Source organism: Sphaerospermopsis torques-reginae ITEP-024, assembly GCF_019598945.1.
In the GTDB taxonomy this organism is placed as follows: Bacteria; Cyanobacteriota; Cyanobacteriia; order Cyanobacteriales; family Nostocaceae; genus Sphaerospermopsis.
The window spans coordinates 849,327-875,707 of the sequence record NZ_CP080598.1 but is presented as its reverse complement, the minus strand read 5'-3'; the positions used below and the strand labels follow the sequence as shown (position 1 = coordinate 875,707).

Annotated in this window: 24 protein-coding genes, 1 tRNA gene and 1 pseudogene; 12 read left to right on the top strand and 14 right to left on the bottom strand. The window is 36.5% G+C overall.

Annotation, left to right across the window (positions count from 1 at the left end; genetic code table 11):
• The first annotated feature begins 338 nt into the window (after positions 1 to 338).
• The gene (locus K2F26_RS04065; RefSeq protein WP_220610453.1) at positions 339 to 527 is read left to right on the top strand and encodes a hypothetical protein; all 189 of its coding nucleotides are present in this window, start codon (positions 339 to 341) and stop codon (positions 525 to 527) included.
• 20 nt (positions 528 to 547) lie between these two features.
• Here the strand turns inward: K2F26_RS04065 and K2F26_RS04060 are convergent, their stop codons facing one another.
• The 6 genes from K2F26_RS04060 to K2F26_RS04035 all read right to left on the bottom strand — a co-directional run bounded on the left by K2F26_RS04060 (position 548) and on the right by K2F26_RS04035 (position 12,248).
• Complete coding sequence (locus tag K2F26_RS04060; protein ID WP_220610452.1) at positions 548 to 871, bottom strand: hypothetical protein; 324 nt, start codon at positions 869 to 871, stop codon at positions 548 to 550.
• An 832-nt stretch (positions 872 to 1,703) separates the two neighbouring features.
• Entirely contained in the window at positions 1,704 to 2,903 is a 1,200-nt protein-coding gene (locus K2F26_RS04055; protein WP_220610451.1) for a 4-hydroxy-3-methylbut-2-enyl diphosphate reductase, read from the bottom strand.
• Between the two features lie 221 nt (positions 2,904 to 3,124).
• Positions 3,125 to 3,955: an SGNH/GDSL hydrolase family protein gene (locus K2F26_RS04050; RefSeq protein WP_246605515.1), complete on the bottom strand. Its 831-nt coding sequence runs from the start codon at positions 3,953 to 3,955 to the stop codon at positions 3,125 to 3,127.
• 273 nt (positions 3,956 to 4,228) lie between these two features.
• On the bottom strand, positions 4,229 to 5,596 hold the full coding sequence (locus tag K2F26_RS04045; RefSeq protein WP_437441052.1) for an ammonium transporter: 1,368 nt from the start codon (positions 5,594 to 5,596) through the stop codon (positions 4,229 to 4,231).
• A 510-nt stretch (positions 5,597 to 6,106) separates the two neighbouring features.
• Positions 6,107 to 8,341 (bottom strand): CHASE2 domain-containing protein, encoded by a 2,235-nt coding sequence (locus K2F26_RS04040; protein ID WP_220610450.1) that lies wholly within the window; start codon positions 8,339 to 8,341, stop codon positions 6,107 to 6,109.
• Between the two features lie 346 nt (positions 8,342 to 8,687).
• Positions 8,688 to 12,248, bottom strand: a complete 3,561-nt coding sequence (locus K2F26_RS04035) for a WD40 domain-containing protein (protein WP_220610449.1) — start codon at positions 12,246 to 12,248, stop codon at positions 8,688 to 8,690.
• Positions 12,249 to 12,410: 162 nt separating this feature from the next.
• On the opposite strand from K2F26_RS04035, the gene K2F26_RS04030 reads away from it, so the two are divergent.
• The 4 genes from K2F26_RS04030 (at position 12,411) to K2F26_RS04015 (ending at position 14,420) form a co-directional block, all read left to right on the top strand.
• Positions 12,411 to 12,632, top strand: a complete 222-nt coding sequence (locus K2F26_RS04030) for a hypothetical protein (RefSeq protein ID WP_220610448.1) — start codon at positions 12,411 to 12,413, stop codon at positions 12,630 to 12,632.
• Positions 12,633 to 12,750: 118 nt separating this feature from the next.
• A complete protein-coding gene (locus K2F26_RS04025; protein ID WP_220610447.1) occupies positions 12,751 to 13,458 on the top strand; it encodes a DUF456 domain-containing protein in 708 nt (235 codons plus the stop codon).
• Positions 13,459 to 13,573: 115 nt separating this feature from the next.
• Positions 13,574 to 13,999: a hypothetical protein gene (locus tag K2F26_RS04020; protein ID WP_220610446.1), complete on the top strand. Its 426-nt coding sequence runs from the start codon at positions 13,574 to 13,576 to the stop codon at positions 13,997 to 13,999.
• 82 nt (positions 14,000 to 14,081) lie between these two features.
• Positions 14,082 to 14,420, top strand: a complete 339-nt coding sequence (locus K2F26_RS04015; protein WP_220610445.1) for a hypothetical protein — start codon at positions 14,082 to 14,084, stop codon at positions 14,418 to 14,420.
• A 208-nt stretch (positions 14,421 to 14,628) separates the two neighbouring features.
• Here K2F26_RS04015 and K2F26_RS04010 read toward each other — a convergent pair whose 3' ends face one another.
• A complete protein-coding gene (locus tag K2F26_RS04010; RefSeq protein ID WP_220610444.1) occupies positions 14,629 to 14,934 on the bottom strand; it encodes a hypothetical protein in 306 nt (101 codons plus the stop codon).
• A gap of 1,003 nt (positions 14,935 to 15,937) precedes the next feature.
• On the bottom strand, positions 15,938 to 16,480 hold the full coding sequence (locus K2F26_RS04005; RefSeq protein WP_220610443.1) for a J domain-containing protein: 543 nt from the start codon (positions 16,478 to 16,480) through the stop codon (positions 15,938 to 15,940).
• A 62-nt stretch (positions 16,481 to 16,542) separates the two neighbouring features.
• Here K2F26_RS04005 and K2F26_RS04000 point away from each other — a divergent pair, with 62 nt between their 5' ends.
• The 4 genes from K2F26_RS04000 (at position 16,543) to msrB (ending at position 19,731) form a co-directional block, all read left to right on the top strand.
• Positions 16,543 to 17,640, top strand: a complete 1,098-nt coding sequence (locus K2F26_RS04000) for a tocopherol cyclase family protein (protein WP_220610442.1) — start codon at positions 16,543 to 16,545, stop codon at positions 17,638 to 17,640.
• Positions 17,641 to 17,674: 34 nt separating this feature from the next.
• A tRNA-Arg gene (locus tag K2F26_RS03995) sits at positions 17,675 to 17,748 on the top strand.
• A gap of 289 nt (positions 17,749 to 18,037) precedes the next feature.
• Positions 18,038 to 18,547 carry a YdcF family protein gene (locus K2F26_RS03990; protein WP_220611765.1) on the top strand — a complete coding sequence of 170 codons (510 nt, stop codon included), beginning with the start codon at positions 18,038 to 18,040 and terminating at the stop codon, positions 18,545 to 18,547.
• A 689-nt stretch (positions 18,548 to 19,236) separates the two neighbouring features.
• Positions 19,237 to 19,731 carry a peptide-methionine (R)-S-oxide reductase MsrB gene (gene msrB, locus K2F26_RS03985; RefSeq protein ID WP_220610441.1) on the top strand — a complete coding sequence of 165 codons (495 nt, stop codon included), beginning with the start codon at positions 19,237 to 19,239 and terminating at the stop codon, positions 19,729 to 19,731.
• 80 nt (positions 19,732 to 19,811) lie between these two features.
• Here the strand turns inward: msrB and K2F26_RS03980 are convergent, their stop codons facing one another.
• From K2F26_RS03980 to K2F26_RS03955, 6 genes and pseudogenes are all read right to left on the bottom strand, one after another.
• Entirely contained in the window at positions 19,812 to 20,183 is a 372-nt protein-coding gene (locus tag K2F26_RS03980) for a hypothetical protein (protein ID WP_220610440.1), read from the bottom strand.
• Between the two features lie 46 nt (positions 20,184 to 20,229).
• Positions 20,230 to 20,667, bottom strand: a pseudogene (locus tag K2F26_RS03975) (LLM class flavin-dependent oxidoreductase); the annotation flags it as partial.
• Between the two features lie 37 nt (positions 20,668 to 20,704).
• Positions 20,705 to 21,040, bottom strand: coding sequence for a hypothetical protein (locus K2F26_RS03970; protein ID WP_194059977.1), 336 nt, complete (start codon positions 21,038 to 21,040; stop codon positions 20,705 to 20,707).
• A gap of 380 nt (positions 21,041 to 21,420) precedes the next feature.
• On the bottom strand, positions 21,421 to 21,732 hold the full coding sequence (locus tag K2F26_RS03965) for a hypothetical protein (RefSeq protein WP_190347710.1): 312 nt from the start codon (positions 21,730 to 21,732) through the stop codon (positions 21,421 to 21,423).
• A gap of 2 nt (positions 21,733 to 21,734) precedes the next feature.
• Positions 21,735 to 21,998 carry a hypothetical protein gene (locus K2F26_RS03960; RefSeq protein ID WP_187041922.1) on the bottom strand — a complete coding sequence of 88 codons (264 nt, stop codon included), beginning with the start codon at positions 21,996 to 21,998 and terminating at the stop codon, positions 21,735 to 21,737.
• A 183-nt stretch (positions 21,999 to 22,181) separates the two neighbouring features.
• Positions 22,182 to 22,610 (bottom strand): hypothetical protein, encoded by a 429-nt coding sequence (locus tag K2F26_RS03955; protein WP_220610439.1) that lies wholly within the window; start codon positions 22,608 to 22,610, stop codon positions 22,182 to 22,184.
• A 1,004-nt stretch (positions 22,611 to 23,614) separates the two neighbouring features.
• On the opposite strand from K2F26_RS03955, the gene cysK reads away from it, so the two are divergent.
• From cysK to K2F26_RS03940, 3 genes are all read left to right on the top strand, one after another.
• The gene (cysK, locus tag K2F26_RS03950) at positions 23,615 to 24,556 is read left to right on the top strand and encodes a cysteine synthase A (protein WP_220610438.1); all 942 of its coding nucleotides are present in this window, start codon (positions 23,615 to 23,617) and stop codon (positions 24,554 to 24,556) included.
• 354 nt (positions 24,557 to 24,910) lie between these two features.
• The gene (locus tag K2F26_RS03945; RefSeq protein WP_220610437.1) at positions 24,911 to 25,318 is read left to right on the top strand and encodes a ChuX/HutX family heme-like substrate-binding protein; all 408 of its coding nucleotides are present in this window, start codon (positions 24,911 to 24,913) and stop codon (positions 25,316 to 25,318) included.
• A gap of 153 nt (positions 25,319 to 25,471) precedes the next feature.
• The gene (locus K2F26_RS03940) at positions 25,472 to 26,275 is read left to right on the top strand and encodes a DUF6816 family protein (RefSeq protein ID WP_220610436.1); all 804 of its coding nucleotides are present in this window, start codon (positions 25,472 to 25,474) and stop codon (positions 26,273 to 26,275) included.
• Positions 26,276 to 26,381: the final 106 nt, after the last annotated feature.

Below are 26,381 nucleotides of genomic sequence, written 5' to 3'. Positions count from 1 at the left end.
GCTTCGCGAACGAGGAGTTGTAGGGGCGAAGCATTCGGGCGACCAATTATCAATTTTTTTCCAAGGCTATTTTCCGAATGCTTCGCCCTTCAAGGAGTCAGAAGTTCAAGGAGTCAGGAGTCAAGAAGTAATATCTTATTCTCCCCAGTCACCAGTCACCAGTCACCAGTCCCCTATGTACATCAGGAACACACTCACCATTATCGCAGTCACTTATGATTTAGCAGGAAACCTATTAGAGTATGTAATTAAAAGTATACTTGATTTTAAGAAAGGTTAAGATGACTTTATTATAATATCTCTAATGGTGTGAGTTTAGTTTCGGAAAGAACATAACTATGTCAACTTTATCATCCAGTGTTGCCAGTTGCGAATCTCATAGTGAGTTAGTTAAGAAGCTCACCAAAGCCTACTACCAAGACGAACAACAAGAAAAATTTATTGACCTGCAAGCAGAAGTAGATTCTCTGCTGCAACAGTTACAGAAGCTCAAAAGCCAAAAACTAGAAGCTTCTAGCCACGAATAATAAATTAACCAGCGTGATCATTATTCCAGGCGCTGATTAATTTCTGACCAGCGCCTCAAGCTATATCCATCAGCAGTTTCCACTAGCAAAGCTAGAAATTTGTCACTGTGGAGTTGAGCGATCGCTGTTAGGATTTGTTGTGATTTGGTATAAAAATCAGTATAAATCACCTGACCATTACTGGAAAAAATCATAGTTAGGGGACGTTTCTGCTCTTCTCCATTTACCAAATTTTCATTTCCAGCTTGAGTCAAAGACGCTATAGCTGAACCAGAAATAGTCAAAACCACATCAGAGTTACCATCATTGGTAAGATCAATCATCTGTACAGACCAATCACTCATTTTGATCTTTATTTCCTCAAAACTGGGAACATATAACTTATAGCAGGGGGCAGGAGGCAGGGGGCAGAAGGCAGGGGAAGCAGGGGAAGCAGGGGAAGAAAGGGAGGTTAACCCAGTCCCCAGTCCCCTGTTCCCTACCTACCAGATGTAGAGATCCTGGCAAAGCTGAAATTCTCAATGTTGACACACAAAAAAGGTTTGGCGGTTAACCAAACCTCAATATAAATCCAGTGCATAACAACATCCCAAAGTAATTTAACCTGTCTGGTTTTGTGGCTGCATCTTCCCAGAGGATGTATGCAAATATGCGAAAAACTGATAATAGATGATCCGGTTGCCAAAAATTCAGTTGTTACCCCAAATAAAAAAGGACGGGGGTTATCCCGTCCGCACTAATAGCTTGAAAGTGGCAATACACCTTGGAATATGAAAAAATAGTAGAAATAACATTCAATAGGTTGTCAGGATTTTCAATGACATCAACAATCAAAACAGTAATTTAAACTGCGTAAATTGTTTGATTCATTAATCTCTGCAATTTTGATCAATATAGCACAATTAATTTTTCAGTTTCTGCCAAAATGGCAAAGATTACAATGGCAAAAGAGACGGGTTTTCACCCGTCCACGGTATAATAATGAAAAACATCTTGGTAATTTCTGTAATATATCAGGTTACTTTAGTAGATGATTGCCAAAATGCCAAACAGCTGGGGATTGGTGATTGGTGATTGGAAACTAACGTAATATCCAGATCCCCGACTGCTGTCAGAAGTAGGGGATCTAGCTTGTCAACATTTTATGTTTTTTTATGTTTAATTATGTTGACCTACTTACCAGTTTGCTTTAAAAGCAAAAATTTTCTCAATGATATCTTCTACAACTTTATCAGGTGTAGAAGCTCCAGAGGTAACACCAACAACTATTTCTCCCTCCGGTAGCCAGTTTTCTGCTATTGTCAATTCTCCAGTTAATTGCCGATGTTCGATGGCGTTAACAGAGAGAATGCGCCCAACTCTATCAATGTGATAGGAAGGAATATTTCGGTCAAAAGCTATCTGTTGTAATTGTGTAGTATTTGAAGAATTAAATCCACCAATTACTACTATTAAATCTAAATTGTGTTCGACTAATTCCAACATGGCATCTTGTCTTTCTTGGGTAGCGTCACAGATGGTGTTGAAACTTTGAAAATGTTGATTTAATGCGGCAGGTCCATATTTCTGCATCATGGTTTTCTCAAAGAGTTTACCAATTTGTTCGGTTTCACCTTTGAGCATGGTAGTTTGGTTAGCAATACCGACTTTTTCTAAATCTTTGTCAGGATCAAATCCATCCGAAAAAGCTTTAGCAAACTTGGTTAAAAATTCCTCACGGTTGCCACCATTGAGAATATAGTTGGCCACATATTCGGCTTCTTGTAAATTCAAAACAATCAGATATTTACCTGCAAAAGAACTGGTAGCAACGGTTTCTTCGTGTTTGTATTTACCGTGAATAATTGAGGTAAATTCGCCTTTTTTGTGTTTTTCAACTGTATTCCAAACTTTGGAAACCCAAGGACAAGTTGTATCAACAATTTGGCAACCTTTATCATGTAAAATTTGCATTTCTTGGACGCTGGCACCAAAGGCGGGTAGGATGACTACATCACCTTGATCCACAACAGAAAAGTCTTTTTTGTTGGCTTCAACAGGAATAAATTGGACTTCCATTTCTTGCATCCGTTGATTCACAGAAGGATTGTGAATTATTTCGTTGGTGATCCAGATGCGTTCTGTGGGGAAGTGCTGACGAGTTTCATAGGCCATTGCTACGGCACGTTCTACACCCCAGCAAAATCCAAATGCTTGTGCTAGTCGGATAGTAACATTACCTCTTTGAAGGATGTAGTTGCGATCGCGTATCTCTTGAATTAAGCTACTTTGATACTCAGACTGCAACTGAGTGGACACTTCTGCTTTATGTCCAAATCCTTTCCGATTGTAATTTTCTGAATGTTGGAGGCTGCGTTTAAAAGCTTTGGTATCCATTTGGTGTTGTCTGCTAAAATCAATATTTCTTATTTTCTCTTGATAGGAGACAATTCAGTTAATGTGGTGATGGGTGATTGGGGACTGGGGACTGGGAAAGAAGGGAATAGGGAACAGGGAACAGGGAACAGAAGGCAAAAGGCAAAAGGCACTCATGCAAAAGTTAATATTAACCCCTTGCACCCTGCCCCCTGCACCCCTGCTTTCTTCACTGTCACCTGTCACCTGTTACCTGTCACCTGTTCATTGTAAATCTGTAATGCAGTGCGCCAGACTGTGTAACCTTGGGGATTGAGATGTAAACCGTCGGTGCTAAATTCTCGACGCAGATCACCTTGCTTGTCAGTGAACAAGGGATGTAAGTTGACGTATTTAATTCTTTGTTGATTCGCTATTTTTTCTAGTTCCTCATTTAACTTGCGAATACGACTGTTAGGAATAGCTAATAGTTTTTCTCTTCCTTCCCAAGTTGCTTCTTCTCCCCCATGTGGCAAAATCGACTGTAGGATAATTTTGGCTTTGGGGTGGGTTCTCCTGAGATAACGGATAATTTGTTTTTGATTGGCTAAAATTTCTTCATCACCTACCCCGCGAATCAGGTCATTAATACCAATCATGACTAAAATAACTTCTGGTTTGGTACGGTCAAATAAATCTAATCTTTTTAATAATCCTTCGCTAGTTTCACTAGAAATTCCCTGATTTAACCAATTTTTGCCTTCTGGCAATAAATCAGGTGGAAACCATAAACTTAAAAAGTCTCCAGCTAATATGGTTAATTTTTCTGGCGGTTTTTCGGCGGCTACTTTGGCTTCTTGTTTAAGAATATCTAGCCATTGCTGATAATTGAGTTTATGGCGTGGTCCTAACTCCGGTACGAAAGCTTGGTTTGGAGGGTTGATATTGGTTGGTTGTTGGGGAGTGCTAGTTGCAAAAGCAGTAGTCAATTTCTGCTGTCGCCAAATCAGCAAAATGATGGCTAACATCAGGATAACGTTTGTCACCAGTAAGAAAAATCCCCAGATTGGAAATGGTTTTGCGGAAGTGGACACGATTCAAAAATTCAAAATTCAAAATTCAAAATTCAAAATGCGTTCTGTGGTCAGTTAATGCCGAGTAAGTTAAATTTACATCAAGTTTACAAAAATTTAGTAATTTTGCCTTTGAATCTTAAATAATAAGTTCCCCAAATTCTTTAAGAAGCTGGGGATCTCACGGACTTGCAAATAAAAAATAACCAATTGTTGAGTAACCAGGGGAGGTGGAATGATGGGGAGATGGGGAAGATTAATAGCCCAGTCACCAGTCACCAGTCACCAGTCACTCTAAACGTTAATGCGATCGCCAAACTCGGAGTTATAACCTTCTTCTCCATGTTCGTGGATATCTAAACCTTGGTTTTCTGCTTCCTCTTTTACACGCAGTCCAATGGTAGAATCAATGAATTTGAGAATGATCCATGTACCAGCAGCCGCGATGATATAAGCTATGGCGATCGCTGCCAATTCAACAAATAATTCCCCAAAATTACCACGTAATAGCCCATCTTTCCCGCCTGAGTTGACTTCCGTAGTAGCAAAGATGGCGGTTAAAATAGCTCCTAGTGTTCCACCCACACCATGTACAGGATAGGTGTCTAAGGCATCATCAACATTCAGCTTGTGCTTGAAACTTACCACATAGAAGCAAACAACAGAAGTAATGAAACCTATTAATATCGCTGCTAAGGGTGTGACAAATCCTGCGGCGGGAGTAATACCAACTAAACCTGCTACTGCACCTGTAGCAGCACCTACGGCGGTGGGTTTTCCTCTCAGGGTTGCTTCTAAAATTAGCCACATTAACGCACCTGCGGCGGCTGAGGTGTTGGTAGCAACGAAAGCGACTGTGGCAATACTACCCGCAGATAAGGCGCTACCAGCGTTAAAGCCAAACCAGCCAAACCAAAGTAAGCCAGCACCCAATAAAATGAAGGGGACGTTGTGGGGTGGACTGAGACGATCTGGGTGGTTTTTCCTTGGTCCGAGAACTATGGCGGCCACTAATGCAGAAACCCCTGAACTAATATGTACTACTGTACCACCAGCAAAGTCAAGAGCGCCTAAACCACCGTATAAGCCCAAAAATCCACCTTTTGCCCAAACCATGTGCGCTAGGGGTGTGTAGATAAAGGTTGACCACAATAGCACAAATAGGCAATAGGCGCGGAAACTCATCCGTTCGGCGATCGCCCCAGAAATTAAAGCTGGGGTAATAATTGCAAACATGGCTTGATAGATCATGTATGCTTGATGCGGTATTGTTCCCGCATAGGAAACCACATCTTCCGGGGCTGAACCTTGCAAATATCCGCTGGTTTCTAAACCGACACCGTTTAACCCTAGCCACTGTAAGCCACCGATGAAGGGTAAACCAGGAGCAAAGGACAAACTATAACCCCACAAAACCCAGCTGACTCCGACAATGGCCATCAACACAAAACTCATCATTAAGGTGTTGAGGATATTGCGCGATCGCACAAACCCACCATAAAAAAATGCTAATCCAGGTGTCATCAACAATACCAGTGCCGATGAGATCAGCACAAATGCCGTATCTCCAGTATCAGGATCAGGTGGTGTACTTGTTCCTTGGGCTAACGCATTACCCATGAGTGGGAATGCTAACAAACATAGGGTTAAAACCCCAATCATCACAAATTTCTTCAACACTTGTTTTTGTTCCTATGCAGCGAATTACTTCACATTATTTATTTGAATAACGTGATTTTTGATACCATTTATGTTTTGAAAGTTACTCAAATTTCCTTTTGGGAGAACCTTAACAAAAAAATAATATTCATTATAGTTCCTAATCGTAAACATAGAAATTTACTTATGTATTATTTGCATAGTTTAATGTAAAAATTTGCCTTATATATTTATATATATTTACACAAGACTTAGACAAGATTTACACAAGCAAAAGTATAAATAATAACTTCTAATATATACAAAGTAGTAATTCATAATTACGAATTACGAGGCAGCATCCCAATTTTGAAAAAATAACCACAGCAACACTAAAAAATCTCTTAAACTCTCTTACCTTTGTGTCCTTTGTGTCCTTTGCGCCCTTTGCGGTTCAATCATATTAAGCCTTGGGGCATATTATTTCCATAGATAAAAATAAATTGACACATTTGGGATGCTGCCAATTACGAATTAAGAATTACGAATTATTAATGACTTCAAATCTTGAATAACTGCGGTAGCGGACTGATAGCGATCGCCAAAATGATAACAAACCATTTTATCTAAAATTGCTGCTAATTCATCGCTAACATTAATTCTGTTTCGCCACATAATATTACCAGTTTCGGGATTTGCTGGTAGTTCTTGGGGTGGTATACCAGTAATAGCTTGAATCCCAATCATACCTAAAGCATAAATATCACTACATAAGCGTGGATGACCGGCAAATTGTTCTGGTGGTGAATAACCTCTTGTGCCGATAGCAACAGTAGCTAATTCCGTTTCTCCTTCTATTCGTGGTTGAATTAATTTGACAGCACCAAAATCTATTAACACCAAGCGATTATCTTCTGTACGTCGCATAATATTTGTAGGTTTAATATCCCGATGAATTACACGGTGTTGATGAATAAATGATAAAATTTCTAAAATTTTTTTCAACATATCTACAACATAAGCTTCACTTTTAACACCTGTTTCTGGGGGTAATTCTTCACTTAAAGTATGTCCAATAATATATTCTTGAACTAAATAAAATTCTTGATGTTCTTCAAAAGAAGCAAACAATTCAGGAATTTGATCATGTTTTCCCACTACTGCTAAAATTTCCGCTTCCGTATTAAATAATCTACGGGCAACGTCCATAAATCTTGGATCTCGACGGGCGGGCATTAATTGTTTAACTACACAAATAGGATTACCTTTTTGTTGTGTATCTTCTGCCAAATAAGTACATCCAAAACCACCGGAAGCAAGAGTTTTTAAAATTTTGTAACGTCCAGCTAACAATAAATCATCTGTTGGGAATTTTGATATTTCTGAAAAATCAAAGTTGTTAAAATCCGATGGCAGTTGTGTTGATTGATCCAATAGTAAGCTGATTTGAGCAATAGCTTCTTGTTGTTGTTCAACTTGTAGCCGAATCTCTTGGTTTTGTTTTTGGGTTTGATAAGTCGTGTAACCCATGACAGCAACACTACTAATAACTAAAGCTAAAGAAGGTGTAAATAATGGTATCCATATTGCTTGCAAATACAACCCAGCCGCAATTCCTACAATACCAACAATAATGAAAAACTCTACTGTTATTAACATTAAAGGATGTCGCCATTGCCATGCTAAAATAGCACCAATACAAGCACAAACCCAAATCCACAACCATTCAAAACCGTCTTGCCAATAAGACATTAAAGGTCTACCATCGATCACTGTACTAATAATTTGACTGGCTATTTGGGCATGAATAAAAACACGAGGCATTCTCGCTGGTTGGTCTGATAAACTGCTATAAGGTGTATAGTAACCAGGATGTACACTAGCGGCAGTAGTTCCAATAATTACCAAGCGATCTTGTACCCAATTGGGGTTAACTTGATCTGTGAAAACTTGTGTGAGAGTAACTTGTTTTGCTAAGTTATTCGGGTGACGATAATTTAATAAAATTTGATAGCCATCGTCATCTGTATCTTGATAATTACCTGCGTCTTTATATAAGCGGGAAAAGATAGTTTTACCTATTTGTAATTCTTGTTTTTCAGTAAAACTATATTCAATACCTTGTTTTTCTAAATAAATAATAGCTAATAAAGCAGCAAAGGAAAATCTAGTTTTACATTGACGATCTTCTGTTGTATAATCAACAAATAATAAACCGCGACGAATAACTTGATCAACCGCGTTATCAGTAACTACATCATCAAAGCCGATATTATCTATAGGAAAATTGGGAGGTGGGGCAACTTCTGATCTACCAATGTTACTTAATAAACAAGTGGCAATAATTTGATTTGGCTTTTTGAGATTAGCAGCTAAATTTTTTTGCTCATGTCGATAAATATTTAAACCAATGACACGGGGTTGATAAGACTCTAATTTTTTTAGTAATTTATTAATAGTTTGATCTGATAAAGGCCATTTTTCCCTCTTCAGATCCTCTTGAGTAATTGTCACTAATAAAATTCTGTTATCAGGAGGTTCTTGAGGGCGCGATTTTTGCAAAACGCTTCGCGAACGCAACATCTGATCATAAATGCTTAACTCCCTAGTTTGTAACCATTTGAGTTCACTCACTCCCCAAACTAAAGCTGTCACTCCTGCACTAGTAAAAAGAATAATTGATAGGAAATTAGGGACACTAAAAGTTAAAGGTGAACCTTTATCTTGCAGCAGAAAAGCACGGATTTTTACTAAAATTTCATTAATCACTGTGGAAATAACCTAGTTTGTTGACACTCTCTGGGCTAAAGCCAGGGAGATTATACATTGTACGTCAGAATTTGCTCCCTTCAACTTTAAATACTGTGGCTGATTTTAGATAAGAACTTTTGTATTATCAATAGACATTTTGTATTTCTAATCACTAATTTTAGTATTACAGCAGTTTTCATGTATTTGTACCACATCCTTCTTGTTATCTTCCTTTCTTCCTTTGCGCCTTTGCGTGAGATTAAAAAATGTGGTTCATTTACCTGAAAATCGCTGTAATTTAGATTTACAAACATCCTCTTATCAACTTCTAGAAAAACATATCCATACCATAAAAACCAAGCAATCAACTGTTTGATGATTCTCTAGCACCCAGAGCTATTATTGTCTCTTTTTGGGCTTGACTGAAACCCGTAGCATTAGTGATATTCATAGCTTCGTATAGTCTGTGAATTTTCAGAGTTTTTCGACACTCTCCTGTTTGTAAATCCCAAATTTTAATTGTTTCATCTTCGCTACTACTAGCTAAAACTGGATCTTGAGAACTGAAAGAAATTGATTCTACACCTTGAGTATGTTCTGTGAAACTGATGGTATTTCTGAGTGTCAAATCCCATAATCTAATAGTTTGGTCGTCACTACTCGTGGCTAATAGTTGATCATCAGGACTATAGGCGATCGCTCTCACAGCGCGACAATGTGCCTTAAACTCCTGCAAAAATTCCCCCGTATTCACATCCCAAAGCCTCACCATGCCGTCATCACTGCCACTGGCGAGAGTTTTGCCATCCTGACTAAAAGCCACGGCTTGTACACGCAAGGAATGTCCTAGACAAATATGCTGGCATTTTTGACTGTCAATATCCCATAACCTAACTTGAAAATCATCATCACCAGTAGCCAAAATTTTACCATTAGGACTTAATGCCATAGACCAGATCCAACTACTTAAAGGTTGCCATGTTTTTAGGCATTCTCCACTATTAGCATCCCATATTTTCACGGTTCTATCATCACTACTACTGAACAAAATTTCACCATTAGGACTGAAGGTTAACCACCATATCCAATCTTTATGTCCAATTAGCGTTTTCAGACATTTTCCACTAACAACATCCCATAACCTAATAGTTTGATCATTACTTCCACTAGCTAACTTTTGACCATTTGGACTAAAACTAACAGTGCGTACCCAACTGGTATGTCCTCTCAAAGTTATCAAACATTCCTCTTTATGAATGTCCCATAATCTCACAGTTTTATCATTACTTCCACAGGCTAATTTTTGACCATCTGGACTAAAACTAACAGCGCGTACCCAACTCGTATATCCTCGTAAAGTTCTCAGACATTTGCCAGTATGTGTATCCCACAGTTTTAAAGTTTGTGTATCACAACCACTTACTAATATGCTTTCATCAGGACTAAATGCAACACAACGAACTCGATGATTATTGTCGTGTAAATTTTCTAATAAATCCCCAGTAGTAGTATGCCAAATTTTCACAGTTTCATCACCACTACCACTAGCCAATTTATTACCACTAGGACTAAAAGTAACAGACCAAATTCTCCCACTATGACCTTTTAAAATATGCAAACATTTTCCCTTATTAATATCCCATACTCTAATTGTCTGGTCATCACTACTACTAGCCAATATTAAATTATCAGGATGAAAAGCAACAGACCAAACTCTACCTGTATGTTCTGCTAAAACTCGCTCACATTTACCAGTATTGATATCCCATATTCTGATAGTTTTATCTTCACTTCCACTGGCTAATTTTGTGCCGTCAAAATTAAAAGCTACAGATTGAACTTGTTGGGTATGTTCTGGAAAAATGCGACATTCTTGAGTTTGTAAATTCCAGATTCTCACAGTTTTATCATTACTACCACTTGCCAATTTTAACTCTTTAGGACTAAAACCCACAGACCAAACTTCATCAGTATGTCCTGTTAATGTTTGCAGACATTGATAATTATTGATGTTCCATAATTTTATAGTTTTATCTTTACTTCCACTAGCTAAAATTGTACCATCTGGACTAAAAGCTACAGACCTAATCCAATCTTGATGTGCTTGCCAATTAGCGAGTTTTTTACCAGTTGTAACTAACCACAAACTAATTTCACCATTAGTATCACCAGTGGCCAGTATTTCACCATTGGGACTAAACACAACTGTTAAAATTCGACTTAATGTTTCTGCGAAAACAGATTTAGATAAATCGCAATGACTAAAATTAACAGAATGTAGACTGGTATCTTTTAAATATGCTTGCCATATTGCTAAATTGGAAAAATCATAATTGGTTAAATCTGTAGATAGTTGACAAAGTATATTGATAATATTTCCCGCAAAATAACTAGAAATACGATAAAAATTTTGTTTTTCTCTAGCTATTAATTCAGTTAATTTATCATTAGCATTACCCCCATTATTTAATAGTAATTTTTCTTTGATTGGATTTAGAATTAAACGTATTTGTGCATCTCTAACATAATCCTTAGATTGGGCTTTAATTAGAGCATGACTATTTAATAATTGAATATGTTCTGTCTTAATTTCCTGGCAAACTTCGCCTATTAACTTATCTGTGATATATTCCATAACCACATTTTGCAGACTAAATTTATCTTCATGATTTTTCTCTATTAATGTTCTGCGGCGTAAAGAAGCCAAAGCTTCTAATAATTCTGGTTGCGGTAAGGATGAAATGATATCGGTTTGTAATTCTAAAGTTGAGCATGGTTCACGATTAATAGCCAACCAATACATAATATCTTTTTCCAAATCAGACAAGCGTTGAAATTGACTTTCTAAAAGTTTTCTAATATTATTAAAAATAACTTGTCCTTGGTTTAAAAAAGTTTTCACAAAATTAGAAATATTACCATTTAAAGCTTCTTTAATTTCCACGGCTGCAAATTTTAAAGCTAGAGGATTACCATTATAGGTTTGAATCACAGCTTTCCATTCTTCATCTGAACCGGAAAAAGAACCATATTTTGTGAATATACTTTGTCCTTCTTTGGGATTTAAACCTGTCAATTGCAATGAATAAACATCAGATACCGCCTCTAATAAAGTAATTTCTTTTGGTTTTTCTCGACTGGTTATTAATAAACAACTTTGATGAAAAGATTCACATACTCGAGCAAACAAATCACCATATCCTTCATACCCTATGAGATATTCTCCAACATAATTATCGCTTTGCATGATTGATTCAATATTATCTAAAATTAACAGACATTTAGACGTTTTTAAATAATGAATAATTCTGGTTATTTTTCCGCCTAGTGTATCTGGTAAAATAATTTCCTGTTGATGGGAAATAAATTTAATTATATCTGTTAATATATCTTCAATTTTTGGTGTTTCCCTAAGACTACGCCAAATAATATAATCAAATTTACTAGAAATTTCTTGAGTTAATTTACTAGCTAAAGCTGTTTTGCCTATACCACCCATACCTAATAAAGCTACTAGGTGACATTGATCATTAACAATCCATTGGGATAAAGTTTTGAGTTCATGATTGCGTCCATAAAAAACAGAAATATTAGGCGCTTCTCCCCAGTCTATTTTAGGATTTGTGGCTACAGAAATACTTACATTTTGGCTATTTGAATTTTCTTGATGGGGATTAATTAACTCAGGTTTATATTGACTAAATAGAGCTACTAATTCCGCACGTTTTGAATATTGCTTACCTAGATTTTTTTGTAATTCAAAAGCTTTGCAAATATTTTCAACGTGCTTTCTAACAGTTGACTTGGCAATGTAGGAAGAATTAGCGATTTGCTCATCTGTTTCCCCAGCTAAGAGTTTTCGTAATATTTTATGTTGTGTAGATGTCAATTGTTCAAATATCTCAATAAATCTCTGTCTATCCATAGGTTTGTTACTTAATCTTCTTAATATTCTACACAATTGTGTAGGCTGTGGATATTTATACACATTTTTGGCGATGGTGGCGATGGAGTGATTAAATAGGGATATTAAGGATTCCTAAGGGAATCTCACCGTATAATCAACAAATTCAGGAATAGCTAACAGATGACAAGAAATACACATAATAACCGTGTCACAATGCTTTCACCGATATTGATCGGAGATAAAAATTCTCTACAAGTCCTGCTTCTTGATAGCAGACGAAATTATGAGTGGATACAAAATGCTTATGGACATTGTACACAATGCAGTTGTCCTGGTTTTTTAGGTTCAGGCTACACCTGTACTAGAGGTGGTTGCGATCACCATTATGATGAGCATTACTAATTGAATAGGTTTACTAATTTTCATTACGTCTTGATTTTAATCGATCCTTTGCTTGTACTTGTACCAACAGATATGTAACTCTTGGTGTTCATATCAATTATCACAATAGGAAATAATAATGTCAGAGACTATCGTTGAATATTTACAAGTTGCCTGTTATGCAGAATTAGCAGAATACTGGGGAAGATTTCAGAATGTCAATGAGTTTAACGATCTTTTGAACTTGCTCGATAGTGATCAAATACGACGGATAGTACGAAATTCTATCAAGAATCAGTCCAACCTAATTAGTTCTTATTATCAGTATCTTGCTACCCAAACCCAGAGTAATCAAAGTTCATCTTCAATCCTCAATACTGCTCATATTACAACTAGAAAAGAAGCAGAGGAGATTTTGAGTTCAAACTTCACCTGGTTGGAGGGAAGACTTTTAAGAATTGATACAAAAATTACTCGCTTTCGTGCGTCACTTAGAAATTGGATTCAGACTTCTAGTAATGAATCCAATGAAGCCGCACTTGTGGGAGGTTTTATTGGTAGTCTTTTACTTGGTCCTGTGGGCGCTTTTGCTGGGGCATGGATTGGTGCGTCAGGATCAGGTCCAGCAAGTAGTGAGTTTGAGAGAGAGTTTGAAAATCTTATTATTGACTATAATAACCTTCTACATGAGGTAAAAGAGTCTTTAGATATGTCCTTTAATATGTCAGGTGAACTCTTTTCTCAGGTGGCTATTAGGTTCTCAACTAATAATTCTTCTAATTCCTCTAAATTGCCCAATCGAAAGACATTAATTGATAGGTTACTACCTTGGAAAAAGAATAGTTAGTATTGCAATGCAATTAACTTCCTTTATTTTCTATTTATATCCTGAAATAAGATTTGTAGGTTGAGTTTGGATGAGAAATCCAACAAATACTAAACATCATTATTGGAGAAGTTCAATGAATACCAACATAAAAGTATTGTTCATAGGAATGTCTTTAACAATTGCATCCACATTAATTAATAGTTACCCAGTCAATGCTCAAACTTATGAATGCAAACCTGTAAATTCCCCCTTTATATTTAGTCAGATTCCTGTAAGCCTTGATGTGTGTGGTACTTTTGTCAGACTTGATGCAAATGGCGCTCCTATATCAACTGGAACATGGGGAAATATCACTATAGCAGTTGCTCGATCTGGAGAAATGTATCAGTCAGTTAATAGTAAATGGAAGTTCATAGGCATCATTTCTGAGATTCCCCTTTCAGATCAATGTCAAGATGGTAATACAAATGCTTGTAGAAAATGGGGGAAAAATTTAGATAGAATTTTAGAAAGATGCCGCAATGGTGAGAGACTTAGAGGATTATGTAACGATAATTAATGAGCATATTTGTGGAAATAAACTACCAACTCACTAACCTTATGGACATTCAATATTTACATTTACAACCAAAGGATAAATTATGTCTCAATTAGAAAATGATCTCAATAATGAGATGGAAAAGTTGAAAGAATCATTTAATGCTGGAGATATTATTAAAGGCTTAATAATTCTTTCAGGAATTAGTGCAGAACTAATGGGTTTATTGGCTGTGGTTATCGCCACTTTAAGTGCTATAGGTATGGTAACTGGAGGACTGGGATATTTAGGAATACCCCTTGCTGCGGGTACAATTAACTTAGCAATTAAACAGGCTGTTCCAGCAATTGTCAAACAATATTCAAATCTGAATAAAGAAAACCGAAAAGCTGTAAAAATGGCTTTAACTTTCCTCGGTGTAAACCCAAATATATTTGGTTAATTTTGCTTTGCTGAACTCAGGTATCAAATTTAGAAATTCAGAATTTGAAACTTTGCGTCTAAGAGGATGTTTGGAAAGTCATGATTAGTGTATCGAATATTATTTGACCCCACCCTAACCCGCAGGGTTAGGGTGGGGTGTGTTGGGTGTGTTCCCTGTTCCCACAGTTTATCAGTTAGTTAATTTCAATTGTATAGAATGTTCTTATTTATTCCTGTGAGGGTTTGTTTACTTCTTCTACAGGAGTTAGCATTGTGACAGCAATGGGATTTGATGAAATGGTTGATGAAATTGGAGTTGATGGAGTTGATGTGTCTAACTTTGATGGTTCTGGTAATATTTCTGCTTGTACTTCACCGAAATAAGAACCGACGATTTTATCGTAATTGGAAACAACCGCTAAAAATGCTCCGCCTAAAATATAGATAGGTAATGGTAGAGATAAGTCTTTCACCCAGTCAAAAAATTCTGCCAAAGCAAATAATACAAAGAAACAGGCAAGCCAAACCCTCATTTTTTCTTCCCCTGCACAGAAACAACTATATTTAACTATATTTTTAGATTAAACAGCTTGCATGATACTCGATGTCCGCCACAATATAAACTTTAAATTATTGTGGAGGCGACATTGTGCGTTTTGGGCAATGGCTAGTCTTACTCGCACTTTTGTCAATTGATAATTGATAATTGGGGCTTGCTGAATAAATCTGAAAACTTTACAGGTAAAGGGTTTTAGCTATTTTGACTTTCAAAAAGTGCAAGCTTTTATGAGGTGGCAACTGAAAAACCTTGCACTTAATTCCTACTTAAAGAAAAAATCGTTCCTATCCAACTCTTGAAACTGTCACCGTCGCGTAGCACCGTGGCGTAGCACCTGTCACTGATCCTTCACAGATAACTTTTTCAGCAAACCCTAATTGTTTCATTACAGGTTTAAACCCGCCCCTTTCCAGGGGAAAAAACCAAAAAATTCCGCTTTTTCAATCCTCTGACTTGAACCAAAGCGGTAATTGTCAATTGTTCATTGTTAATTGTCCATTATTGAAAGCTACCCAAACCATAAACCACCGTAAGTTGCGACAGAGAGACATCAGCAAATTACAGTGGTTTGTTTGTAACTAAATAATTCAAAAAAATGGGAAAATCCGAATTGACTACATCAACTAAGGTGGACCCGATTCGCAATCTACCAATCAGAATTGTGCATCCTTCATTCCAACTAGGCAGGCATTTCTGGCTATGCGTTTAAAAACCTCCAATTACAACTCGATGAAATCAAGGCTAAAACACTTGGAAGCCACAACCTAACCGTGATTGCGATGACATTAGAGCAGGAGGTACAGGCTCTAATTCAGTTGTTTTTGTTTGAACTTTTAACCTTTCTGTACCATGAAAATAATCTAGCATGAATTTTTGACTGTGTGTGATATATTTACTAAAGTTGATTTTCTGTAAGATCTCGCAACAATTGTCAAATATTGCTTAAAAATGATCAAGTTTTGTTGAAAGTTACAGACTCATTGATCTGTAAGCAGAGTAATAGTTTTTTCACCACTACTAGCAGCTAAAGTCTCACCATTTGGACTAAAGGCAATGGAATACACCGCTTCATCAAATCCTATACTGGCATTTTTCAAATCAGATTTAGCCCTGTTTTCATATCCCAATTTTGAACAAGCAAGCCCCCGGTATCTATAAGCTTCTATATAATTGGGGTTCATACGAATTGCTTGGGTAAAATCTTCAATAGCTTCACTATATTTACCTTTTTGGGCTTTTTCCATTGCCCGATAGTAGAAGGTTTCCGCAGTTGTGTGATTGGAATCAACTTTGATGGAACTAGAAGCCGCTGAATTTATCTCTGTTGGTTGATAAGATTTTAATGTGTCATAGGCTTGATTGATTTCCTTGATTTTTGCTTCTGCGGCCAGCTTTTGCTGGGATTCTAAAAATCTGTCTGGATGCCAAGTTTTAGCCATCTGACGATACGCTTGTTTAACTTCGTCAATAGATGCACCGAGTTTTAAACCCAGAATTTTGTAAGCTTGATTAATGTTCATATTGAGGTGTAATAGTTGTTAGCGATCGCAGATCCTAAAAAATAGCCAAAAAATGAGAATCTATGCTTATTATTCCCAAAAACTTCCTCAAATCAACTCAAACACCTCACAGCGGCTACCACTGGGACGGTACAAGTCGCCGCTTTTTTGAAGGTTGGTATTATCGCGTTACATTACCAGAAATTGGGCAAACTTTCGCTTTTATGTATTCCATCGAAGATCCTCTTGGTGGGAAACCTGATAGCGGTGGTGCTGCTCAAGTCTTGGGTCCAGATGATGAATATCTGTGTCGCACATTTCCCGATGTCAACAAATTTTGGGCGAGTCGAGATGTGTTAGCTTTAGGACATTGGGGAAAAACAAACTTAAAAGTCTCTCCTCACTATCTCCTACCCCGTGACTTTACACACCATATTCAAGAAGGTTATCAAGCTACAGCTACTTTAAATCAAGGCATAATCACCGATCCTGCTACTGGTAATTACTGCCGTTGGCAGTATGAAATTAAACCTGTTTATGCTTGGGGCAATCAAAATAGTATCCAGCAATCAACCGCTGGCTGGTTGTCTTTTTCACAGATTTTTGAACCAGGTTGGCAAATTTTAATGGCTCATGGTTTAGCTACTGGTTGGATCGATTGGAATGGTAAAATTTATGAATTTACCAACGCCCCAGCTTACGGAGAAAAAAATTGGGGTGGTGCGTTTCCTCAAAAATGGTTTTGGCTCAATTGTAATTCTTTTGACAACGAACCCGATTTAGCTTTAACTGCTGGTGGTGGCAGACGTGGTGTATTATGGTGGATGGAATCAGTAGCCATGATTGGTATCCATTATCAAGGGCAGTTTTATGAATTTGTTCCCTGGAACTCACAAGTAAGCTGGCAAATTCAGCCTTGGGGTAAATGGCAAATGCAAGCCAGAAATTCTCACTATGAGGTGGAATTAACAGGAACTACTGACTTACCAGGTACACACCTACGCGCACCCACCAGCAATGGTTTAGCGATTTGTTGCCGAGATACCATGCAAGGTAAGCTAGACTTGACATTGCGAAAATTCAGTAGTTGTAAAACTCAAATTACTTTCAAAGCACAGAGTAATCTTTGTGGTTTAGAAATAGGTGGTGGTAGTTGGGATAATAGTTGGCACTCTGACTAAATCTACTGCTATCATTGTAGATGTTTGTTCATTTGGGGCTGTAGCTCAGTTGGATAGAGCGGTCGCCTCCTAAGCGACAGGCCGTGCGTTCAAGTCGCACCAGTCCCGTATATTTACATTAAACTGCAAAGTTGAACAATTAATTGGTCTTAACCTCTATGATAAATTGTCTGATATAAGTTAGGATAGTGCATCGAAGAAAGCGACCCTATTTATATCGTGGATACATACTTTTATACATAAGCATCTACCAAGTTCTGATTTAGGTTTATTTTGCCAAAATTTCCTAATCTAAATAATTTTTTAGATAAAATTTTTTAGATAAAATTTTTATGTTCGCAAACACACTTACACAGCCTTGAAAAAGCTATTGTTTAAAGGTAAATCTTTGCGGTTTATGTCTTTTATCCTACCCCTGTTTATATGGTGGGGATACAAAGAAATACAAAATCAGTTTGTACATCCACAAGCAGTCTTAGTTTTGGGCGGTTCTACTAAACGTTTAGAAAGGGAGAAGTTTACTGCTGAATTTGCCAAAAAGCATCCCAATATACCAATATGGATTACTGGTGGTAGTCCACCTAGCTATACGAAACAAATCTTTGTTAAAGCTGGAATTAATCCTAAGCGTTTATATTTAGATTATGAGGCTGTTGATACAGTTACTAATTTTACTACGTTGGTAGATGATTTGCAAGCAAGGGGTATCAAGAGCGTTTATTTAATTACTTCTGATTTTCATATGCGCCGTGCTTGTGTAATTGGTGAGATTGTTTTGGGTAGTCGAGGTATTGAATTTAAAGCGGTATCTGTTCCCTCAAAAACCGCACCGGAACCTATCGAAAAAGCTATCCGCGATGGAGCTAGAGCTATAATATGGCTAGTAACTGGTTATACAGGAGCATAGCAAGTTCAAACTAAACGCTAACCTTTATTAATTAGGGTTTGCTGAAAAAGTTATCTGTGAAGGACCAGTGACAGGTGACAGGTGACAGGTGACAGGTGACAGGTTACAGGTGACAGGTGACAGGTGACAGGTGACAGGTGACAGTTTCAAGAGTTGGATAGGAACGATTTTTTCTTTAAGTAGTAACGTAAGTTGCTAGTTAGGGAAAATGTCAGAATCAGGATAACCAGGATTTAAGGATTAACAGGATAATAACAGAATTTTAATTAGCAATTACCCATTACCCATTACCCATTACCAGCCTTAACAAATAACTAGCAACTTGAGTTAGTAATTAAGTGCAAGGTTTTTCAGTTGCCACCTCATAAAAGCTTGCTCTTTTTGAAAGTCAAAATAGCTGAAACCCTTTACCTGTAAAGTTTTCAGATTTATTCAGCAACCCCTAATTAGGGATTAGACATTGGGAATGAGTTATTTTCCTCTTTAACAAAGGCACGAGGCTCTAAGGTAGGAGTTATTTATTTTAGATGTTGGATGCAAGGATTTTGGATTGTTTTTATTAACTCAAATCTAAAATCTAAAATCTAAAATCTAAAATTTTCTTCCGCAGTCACCAGTCACCAGTCACCAGTCATCAGTTTCCTGTTCCCTGTTCCCTGTTCCCTTCTGACTATGCCAATAATATATTTATGGACAAACGCCATTTTTTACAAATTAGTGCCGTCTTAGTCGGTACAGCCTTTTTTTCACGTTATGTAACTGGGAGTTCAGAATCTATGGCATCTGCGGATACAAAATTTGAAGTCACCAAAGCTGAAGAGGAATGGAAGTCTATTTTAACGCCGGAACAGTTTCAGGTGTTGCGAAAACATGGTACAGAAAGACCTCATACCAGTCCTTTAGACAAAAATTATGAACCTGGTACTTATGTTTGTGCTGGGTGTGGACAGCCTTTGTTTATTTCAGACACTAAGTATAACAGTGGTACTGGTTGGCCTAGCTTTTTTAAACCTATTGATGGGGCGATCGCTACTACTGTAGATCGTTCTTTTTTCATGACCAGAACTGAAGTTCATTGTAGCCGTTGTGGTGGACATTTAGGCCATGTATTTAACGATGGACCCAAACCCACTGGTTTACGTTACTGTATGAACGGTGTTTCATTGAAGTTTGAACCAGCTTAAATTTAGGTGACAGGTGACAGGTGACAGGTGACAGTTTATTCTTTCTCCTGACTCCTGACTCCTGACTCCTGAATTCTTATCTATAACCAATCTCGATAAGCAGAAATTTCATTTACGCCTATTTCAAAGGGCATTCCTTTACCAAAAGGCGGATAAACTCTAATTTTTGCTTCTTTGGTAAATCGTTCTAAACTTTTACCAAATTGGGGAATATTGCTGACGATATGCCAGTAAGATACTATATCAGGAGCGTCAATAATTAATAACAGGGTAGTACCGTTTTTGGTGATGTACCAATGACAGTTAGATAGCAGATTTTGGGTAATGCGATCGCAAGCGTAATAAAAGCATCTGCCAATAGATTGCTCTAATTCCATTTGTAACATTCCGTCCTGTTTTGTCACCTCTACGGGAGGTAAATCATCAGGAGGAAGTAACGGAAGTTTAGACATAATTTTGCACCTCTTGATTGTAACGCTGCAAACTCTCAAGATTTTTTTACAGAAATAAAAATGAGGGTTTGAGTGCTATTGTGCTGAGATTTTATTCGTCTTGGAATTTCTTGATTTTGTCGCGGCAGGTTTGAACATCCCCAATAATCGAATTCTCAATTAAATAATCTATTTAATAACAGATATTTGTTTGATTATACGATTTCTGGGGATGGGGACTATTCTGCATTACTTGAGTCGAGTTAGCTATCGTTTTCTGGCTAAATTTACGGATGAAAGGTAAGGCTTTATTTACCGCTTCATCATCAGTTTTAGTCACAAAAAAGAACCGCGCTAACAGAAATTTATCTGCACCACTGTTATTGATTTGTCGATATCTGTTGACAGTATTTCTCAATCTCAAAAGAGAAAAAGTTGGACTCCCCATTAAACCAAAAGAATTGTCAGCAGCATATCTAATTACATCATCATCAACACTGGCGATATTGCAGAAAAGTCCTATTTTCATGATTGGCTATATTCTAGGCCGCCACTAAATGCAAATCCAACCATAAACGCGGTTCCGACTGTCTTAATTTAGATAGTGGATCGCGGAGCAATCTTTTAGCATTTATGCAAACTACCTGAATAAGTCCCATATTTTCTGCTACTTCCCTCAATATTTCTTTTTGTGATTGTACTAATGGCATGATGTCATCAGAACAATAAATTCCTATATATTGAAAGCGTCTAGCAGGTCGTCCCCAAAAAGAGGTGATAACTTTCACATGGCAATTTTCCAATATTTCCCCAAGGTCAGGGTAATAATGGTCTAAGATTCGTGTGAATTCTTGAGCTAGGATATCTTCAGCAATCATTTGACTGATATTTCTGATTGATATTTCTGTAGCGTCTATCACTACTATTTAGTATAACATAATCTTGTTATTTAAACATGACAATTTAGCAGGTTTTTCTAAATAAAATATTAATTTTTAGGAGTCAGGAGTCAGGATAATTTTAGATTTTAGATTTTAGATTGGAGTTGACAAAAAAATCCAAAATCCAAAATCCAAAATCCAAAATCCAAAATTGTATCACCAATCACAAAAAGAGGTGAACTTTAAAAAAGCATCACCTCTAATATAATGACCATTTATAATTAATTCAAAATTATTGAACTGTATAGCACAAATAAATTTTGAACTAAGTCCTGTATTTATCAAACATTCTGACTCCTGACTCCTGAATTCTTACCTTATCGGGAATTGCGTTCAGCGACTAAAACATCAGCGAGAATATTTGGTAGATTTTTCAAATCCATATATCCTTCAGAACCAGAGATAGGAGACATAAATGTATAATTCGGGTCACAGGCTCCTGTATCATAAACTTGGATAAACCATTTATCAGGAAAACCTTCAACACCCAATTCTACAATGTACCAATATTCACCCATTAACCGCGAGTTAATGATAGTAAACCAATCTCTGTATTCTTCCGCAATGTTCCAGTCTGCCAACAGAAATTCTAAAGCTATTTTTCCTGCATCAGTTGAAGTCAATAGCATTATTACTCCTGAGTTGCAACCTCATTGGAAACATCAGGATATAAACCCAATTGTTTCGCTAATTCCTTAGCTATAAAAAATAAAAATTGAGCGCCATCTTGATTACCTTCATGGGCAAACATAGTCGCAACTTGTAGCATTGTATGTATCAAACCAGAATCAACTAATTCGGGTTGAGCTTCCAATACTTCTGGTTCTTGTCCATTAGGACATCTGAGTAATTCATCAATCAAATTAAAATACTGAGTTTGGCGTTCTTCTGACATGGTAATTTACTTTATGGTGAATAAGAGAACTGAAAATTATTGCTTTATTTTCAGGATTCAGGATACAAAATACAGTATTGACAATTAATTAGAGTTTTCAAGTCATGATTGATAATTTATGAAAAATTTGCTTGAAGTAGATCCCTGCTAAAAACAATATTCTGACTCCTGACTTCTTACGCTTTATTGTTCAATACTTTGTTGCCAAAGTCTTTCTAACATTTCAACTTGCGCTTTGAAAACAGCAGCACGATAAACAAGATATCTATCGTAAGCAATGATTCCCAAACCAATACAAATAGGTGTAGCTAAAACCAACCATTGCAAAATTGTGATGATTTTATATTGTTCAACAATCATTTGCAGTTGGAGAAAAAAATTATTTGCAGGTATTTTTTTTTGAGTTAGAGATTCCAGAGTATTTACACTCTGATTTGGGAAAGATAAAGAAGCATAACCTGGATTAATTTTCGTGAATTCACAAGATAAATTCTGTGTCTTAACTAACTCTAGATGTCGTCCCCAAATTAAATTAAAAACTATTATTCCTGGAGAAAGTACAGCTAAAGTAACCAAACCAACTGTTAGCACCTTGAAAATTTTTAATTTCATGTTTGCTCTACCTCGCTAGGTTACAATCACCCAGTAAGAAAATCTAATTAAAGGTAATTTATGGGTTATTGCTGCACCTTCTGATTGCTATTTATCAAACAGCTATCACATTTTAGATTTGATGTAGTAATTTTAGATTCAAAATATAAAATTGGTAGATGATACCTAATATTTAAATTTTTGCTGTGAATCTAAAATCTAAAATCTAAAATCTAAAATTTAAACCCAGCAGTTTGATAAGTTACAAATGTAAGTGGCGAACTCATAAATTTTGATCAAGCAATTGAAATTAAAAATTCATAAAAAATCCCAATCTACTCCTAAAATATGCTAGATTTAGTAATCAGTAATACTGACAGAATTTAAACGCTTGTGAATAGAGATCACCATTTAATTGTGGTTAAGAAGTCCCCCCTAGTTCACCAGACTTGCGTCTAGGAATTTCGGGGGGTAGAGGGGAATCTCTGCGTAAATCCTATAAATGTTTATATCAGTTGCCTCCCCAGCACACAGTTTACCCCACCAGAATTGAAATTATTAAAATTATTAAAATTGTACTCAAAGGCTGTAATACTTATCTGGTAAGAATTATAAAAATTTTTGAGGGTAGAGGTACTAGATTTTTGCAGAGGGGGTACTAGCATTTATCAGGTGGGGTGCGGGGATTTTTGTACTCAACTGCAAAGCTTTATGGGCAAATACTTGAGGATATTTAAAGATGATTTTCTATGATTAACTCTGTACTCAAATAACAGTATATCATGACAAATTAGAACTGAATTAAAAATAAACTAAAGAAATCAGAAAAGCAATTAAAATTTGTTCCAAATATTTTTGGATGTTGATAAAGTTAGGAATTACAAGAAAAGTATGTTGCTAGATAAAATTCTGAAAATAAATGTTACTCAAGCACCAAAAAATATTAAAATCGTAGTATAATAAATAAAGACATCGCCTCATTATGTGATTATTGATAATTTTAGGAAAATTTTAGGAGTTAATAAATGCGAATTGCTAAAGACGTAACAGAACTTATTGGTAAAACGCCGTTAGTACAACTCAACAAAATTCCTCAGTCTGAGGGAGTATTAGCCAGAATAATTGTTAAATTAGAAGGCATGAATCCAGCCGCTTCTGTTAAAGATCGTATTGCTTTAAGTATGGTAATTTCAGCAGAAGTCGAGGGTTTAATAACACCAGGAAAAACTATTTTAGTAGAACCAACTTCAGGAAATACAGGCATCGGTTTAGCGATGGTAGCAGCTGCCCGTGGTTACAAATTAATATTAACCATGCCAGAAACCATGAGCCAAGAAAGACGCGCCATGTTGCGTGCTTATGGTGCTAATTTAGAACTCACACCTGGTACTGAAGGAATGCGAGGAGCAATTAATAAAGCAGAGGAAATAGTAGCAAATACTCCCAATGCTTTTATGTTGCAACAATTCCGCAACCCAGCTAACCCAAAGATTCACCGGGAAACCACCGCTGAAGAAATTTGGACTGATACAAATGGGGAAGTTGATATCTTAATTGCTGGGGTAGGAACTGGGGGAACTATCACCGGAATAGCGGAAGTTATTAAACAAAGAAAACCGAATTTTCAAGTTATTGCTGTTGAACCTAGTAAAAGTCCTGTGCTTTCTGGTGGTAAATCTGGTTCTCATAAAATTCAAGGTATTGGTGCTGGTTTTATTCCCGATGTTTTGCGTCCAGAATTAATTGATGAAGTGGTTCAAGTTGATGATGAAGATGCAATGAAATATGGACGCAAATTAGCAACAGAAGAAGGCTTATTATCTGGTATATCTTCTGGTGCGGCTTTGTGTGCAGCAATTAAAATCGGTAAACGTCCAGAAAATGCTGGTAAATTAATAGTGATGATTCAGCCTTCTTTTGGGGAACGTTATTTGAGTACAGCGATGTTTCAAGATTTGATGAGTTGAATATTCGCAAATATTCTGTAGGTTGGGTTGAGTTTTTTGTCTGAATCAGGATTTCCAGGATTAAAGGATTCACAGGATTATGTAATTTAAATTGATACAGCAGGAATCAGGAGTCAGGAGTCAGGAGTAAAACTCTGTTTATGTCTAGGTTTCAAGTTATATTCTGTACCTGATTCATCTGCAATCTGCTGTAATTAATAATTGATAAATATAGACTTCAGGTATTAATATTAATTACTGTCAGTTAGATAAATTCATTTTGCTGTTGAAGAGATTCAGACCAAAATATCATATATAGTATAAAATACATCTATAATATAGATGACATCTTTTTCGGTAATTTAATTTAGGCGTATGAATACAACATTGAAAGAATTTTTGGAAGCTTGCGAAAATTTAGGAACTTTGCGTTTAATAGTAACTAGCAGCGCCGCAGTATTAGAAGCTAGAGGAAAAATAGCAAAACTATTTTATGCAGAATTACCAAAAGGTAAATATGCGAATATGCACACCGAAGGATTTGAATTTCACTTGAACATGGATAAAATAACCAAGGTTAAATTTGAAACAGGTGAAGCTAAAAGAGGTAATTTTACAACCTACGCTATCCGGTTTTTAGATGAAAAAGAAGAACCTGCATTAAGCTTATTTTTACAATGGGGTAAACCCGGAGAATATGAAGCGGGACAGGTAGAAAATTGGTTGGCTTTACGTGAAAAATACGGTGAACTTTGGCAACCTTTACCGCTAGAAAGTTTGTAATTTTTCCCCACTGATTGATTCAATAAATCGTTTATCTGCATCAAAATTCAGAAGTAGGGGTTTAGCAGTGTTAAACCCTTACAGGATTAACATCAGATTAATGTTTGAAATTTAATGTTTGAAATTTAAATTGATTTTTTTGAGTTGTTGATTATGTTCCTGAAAACCATTTTAAGTCTTTGTTTAATCATCCTCTTTTTATTTACCAACGCAGAAGCTAAAGCAGGTGAATTATCCGAAAAATTAGCCAACTTTACACAATGGGAAAAATTAACATCAGTTCAACCAGCAAAAGGAGATTTAGTTTACCCTGACTGGATGGCTGGAACTTGGAATGTCACCAGTACCTTAGTAGATTTAGCTGCACCTTTAGCACCAGATATTATCACACCAGGATTTGAAGCAAATTATAGTCAGTTAAATCAACCTGTGAATTTTGTAGTGAGATTTGTGAAAGTTGAACCGCAAAATTCAGGTTTCAATCTTTTCTTTAAAACAAATAAACAATCACAAAATAAACAATCACCAATTTTAGTAGCTGATCGAGTATTTAACAGTTTGAACTTATCCAGAGCTTATTTAGGAGATGATGCTGTATTAGCAGTTAAACCAGATCCAGAATCTCCTAATCGTCAAATTACCTTTTTTCGTGGCGATCGCCAATTAGTTTCTGTAGTCACCGCACGCACAACCGAAAAAAATCCCGATGGTAAATTTATCAGCGCAGAAGTTTTTCAACAATATTTTAAAGGTGGTTCTCGTGCCTATTTTAACAATGTAGAATCTACCACAGCTTATCATTTAGTTTCCACATCTGACCCCAAATTACACCCAACAATAGAAGCAGATCAAGTGACTGCTGTTTATCTTTCTCCCCAAGATCCTGATTATTTTACCGCAGGTTATCGTCCTGTGGCACTGTATCGTTATCGGTTGGAATTTTTTCCTTTAAAATAGCAAAAAAATAGCCAATTATTACATGATAAATTTTCAGTAATTTTGGCTATTGACAATTTTGTATTATAACTGTAGCATTAAAATTCCCAATTAATAATTATGCTTG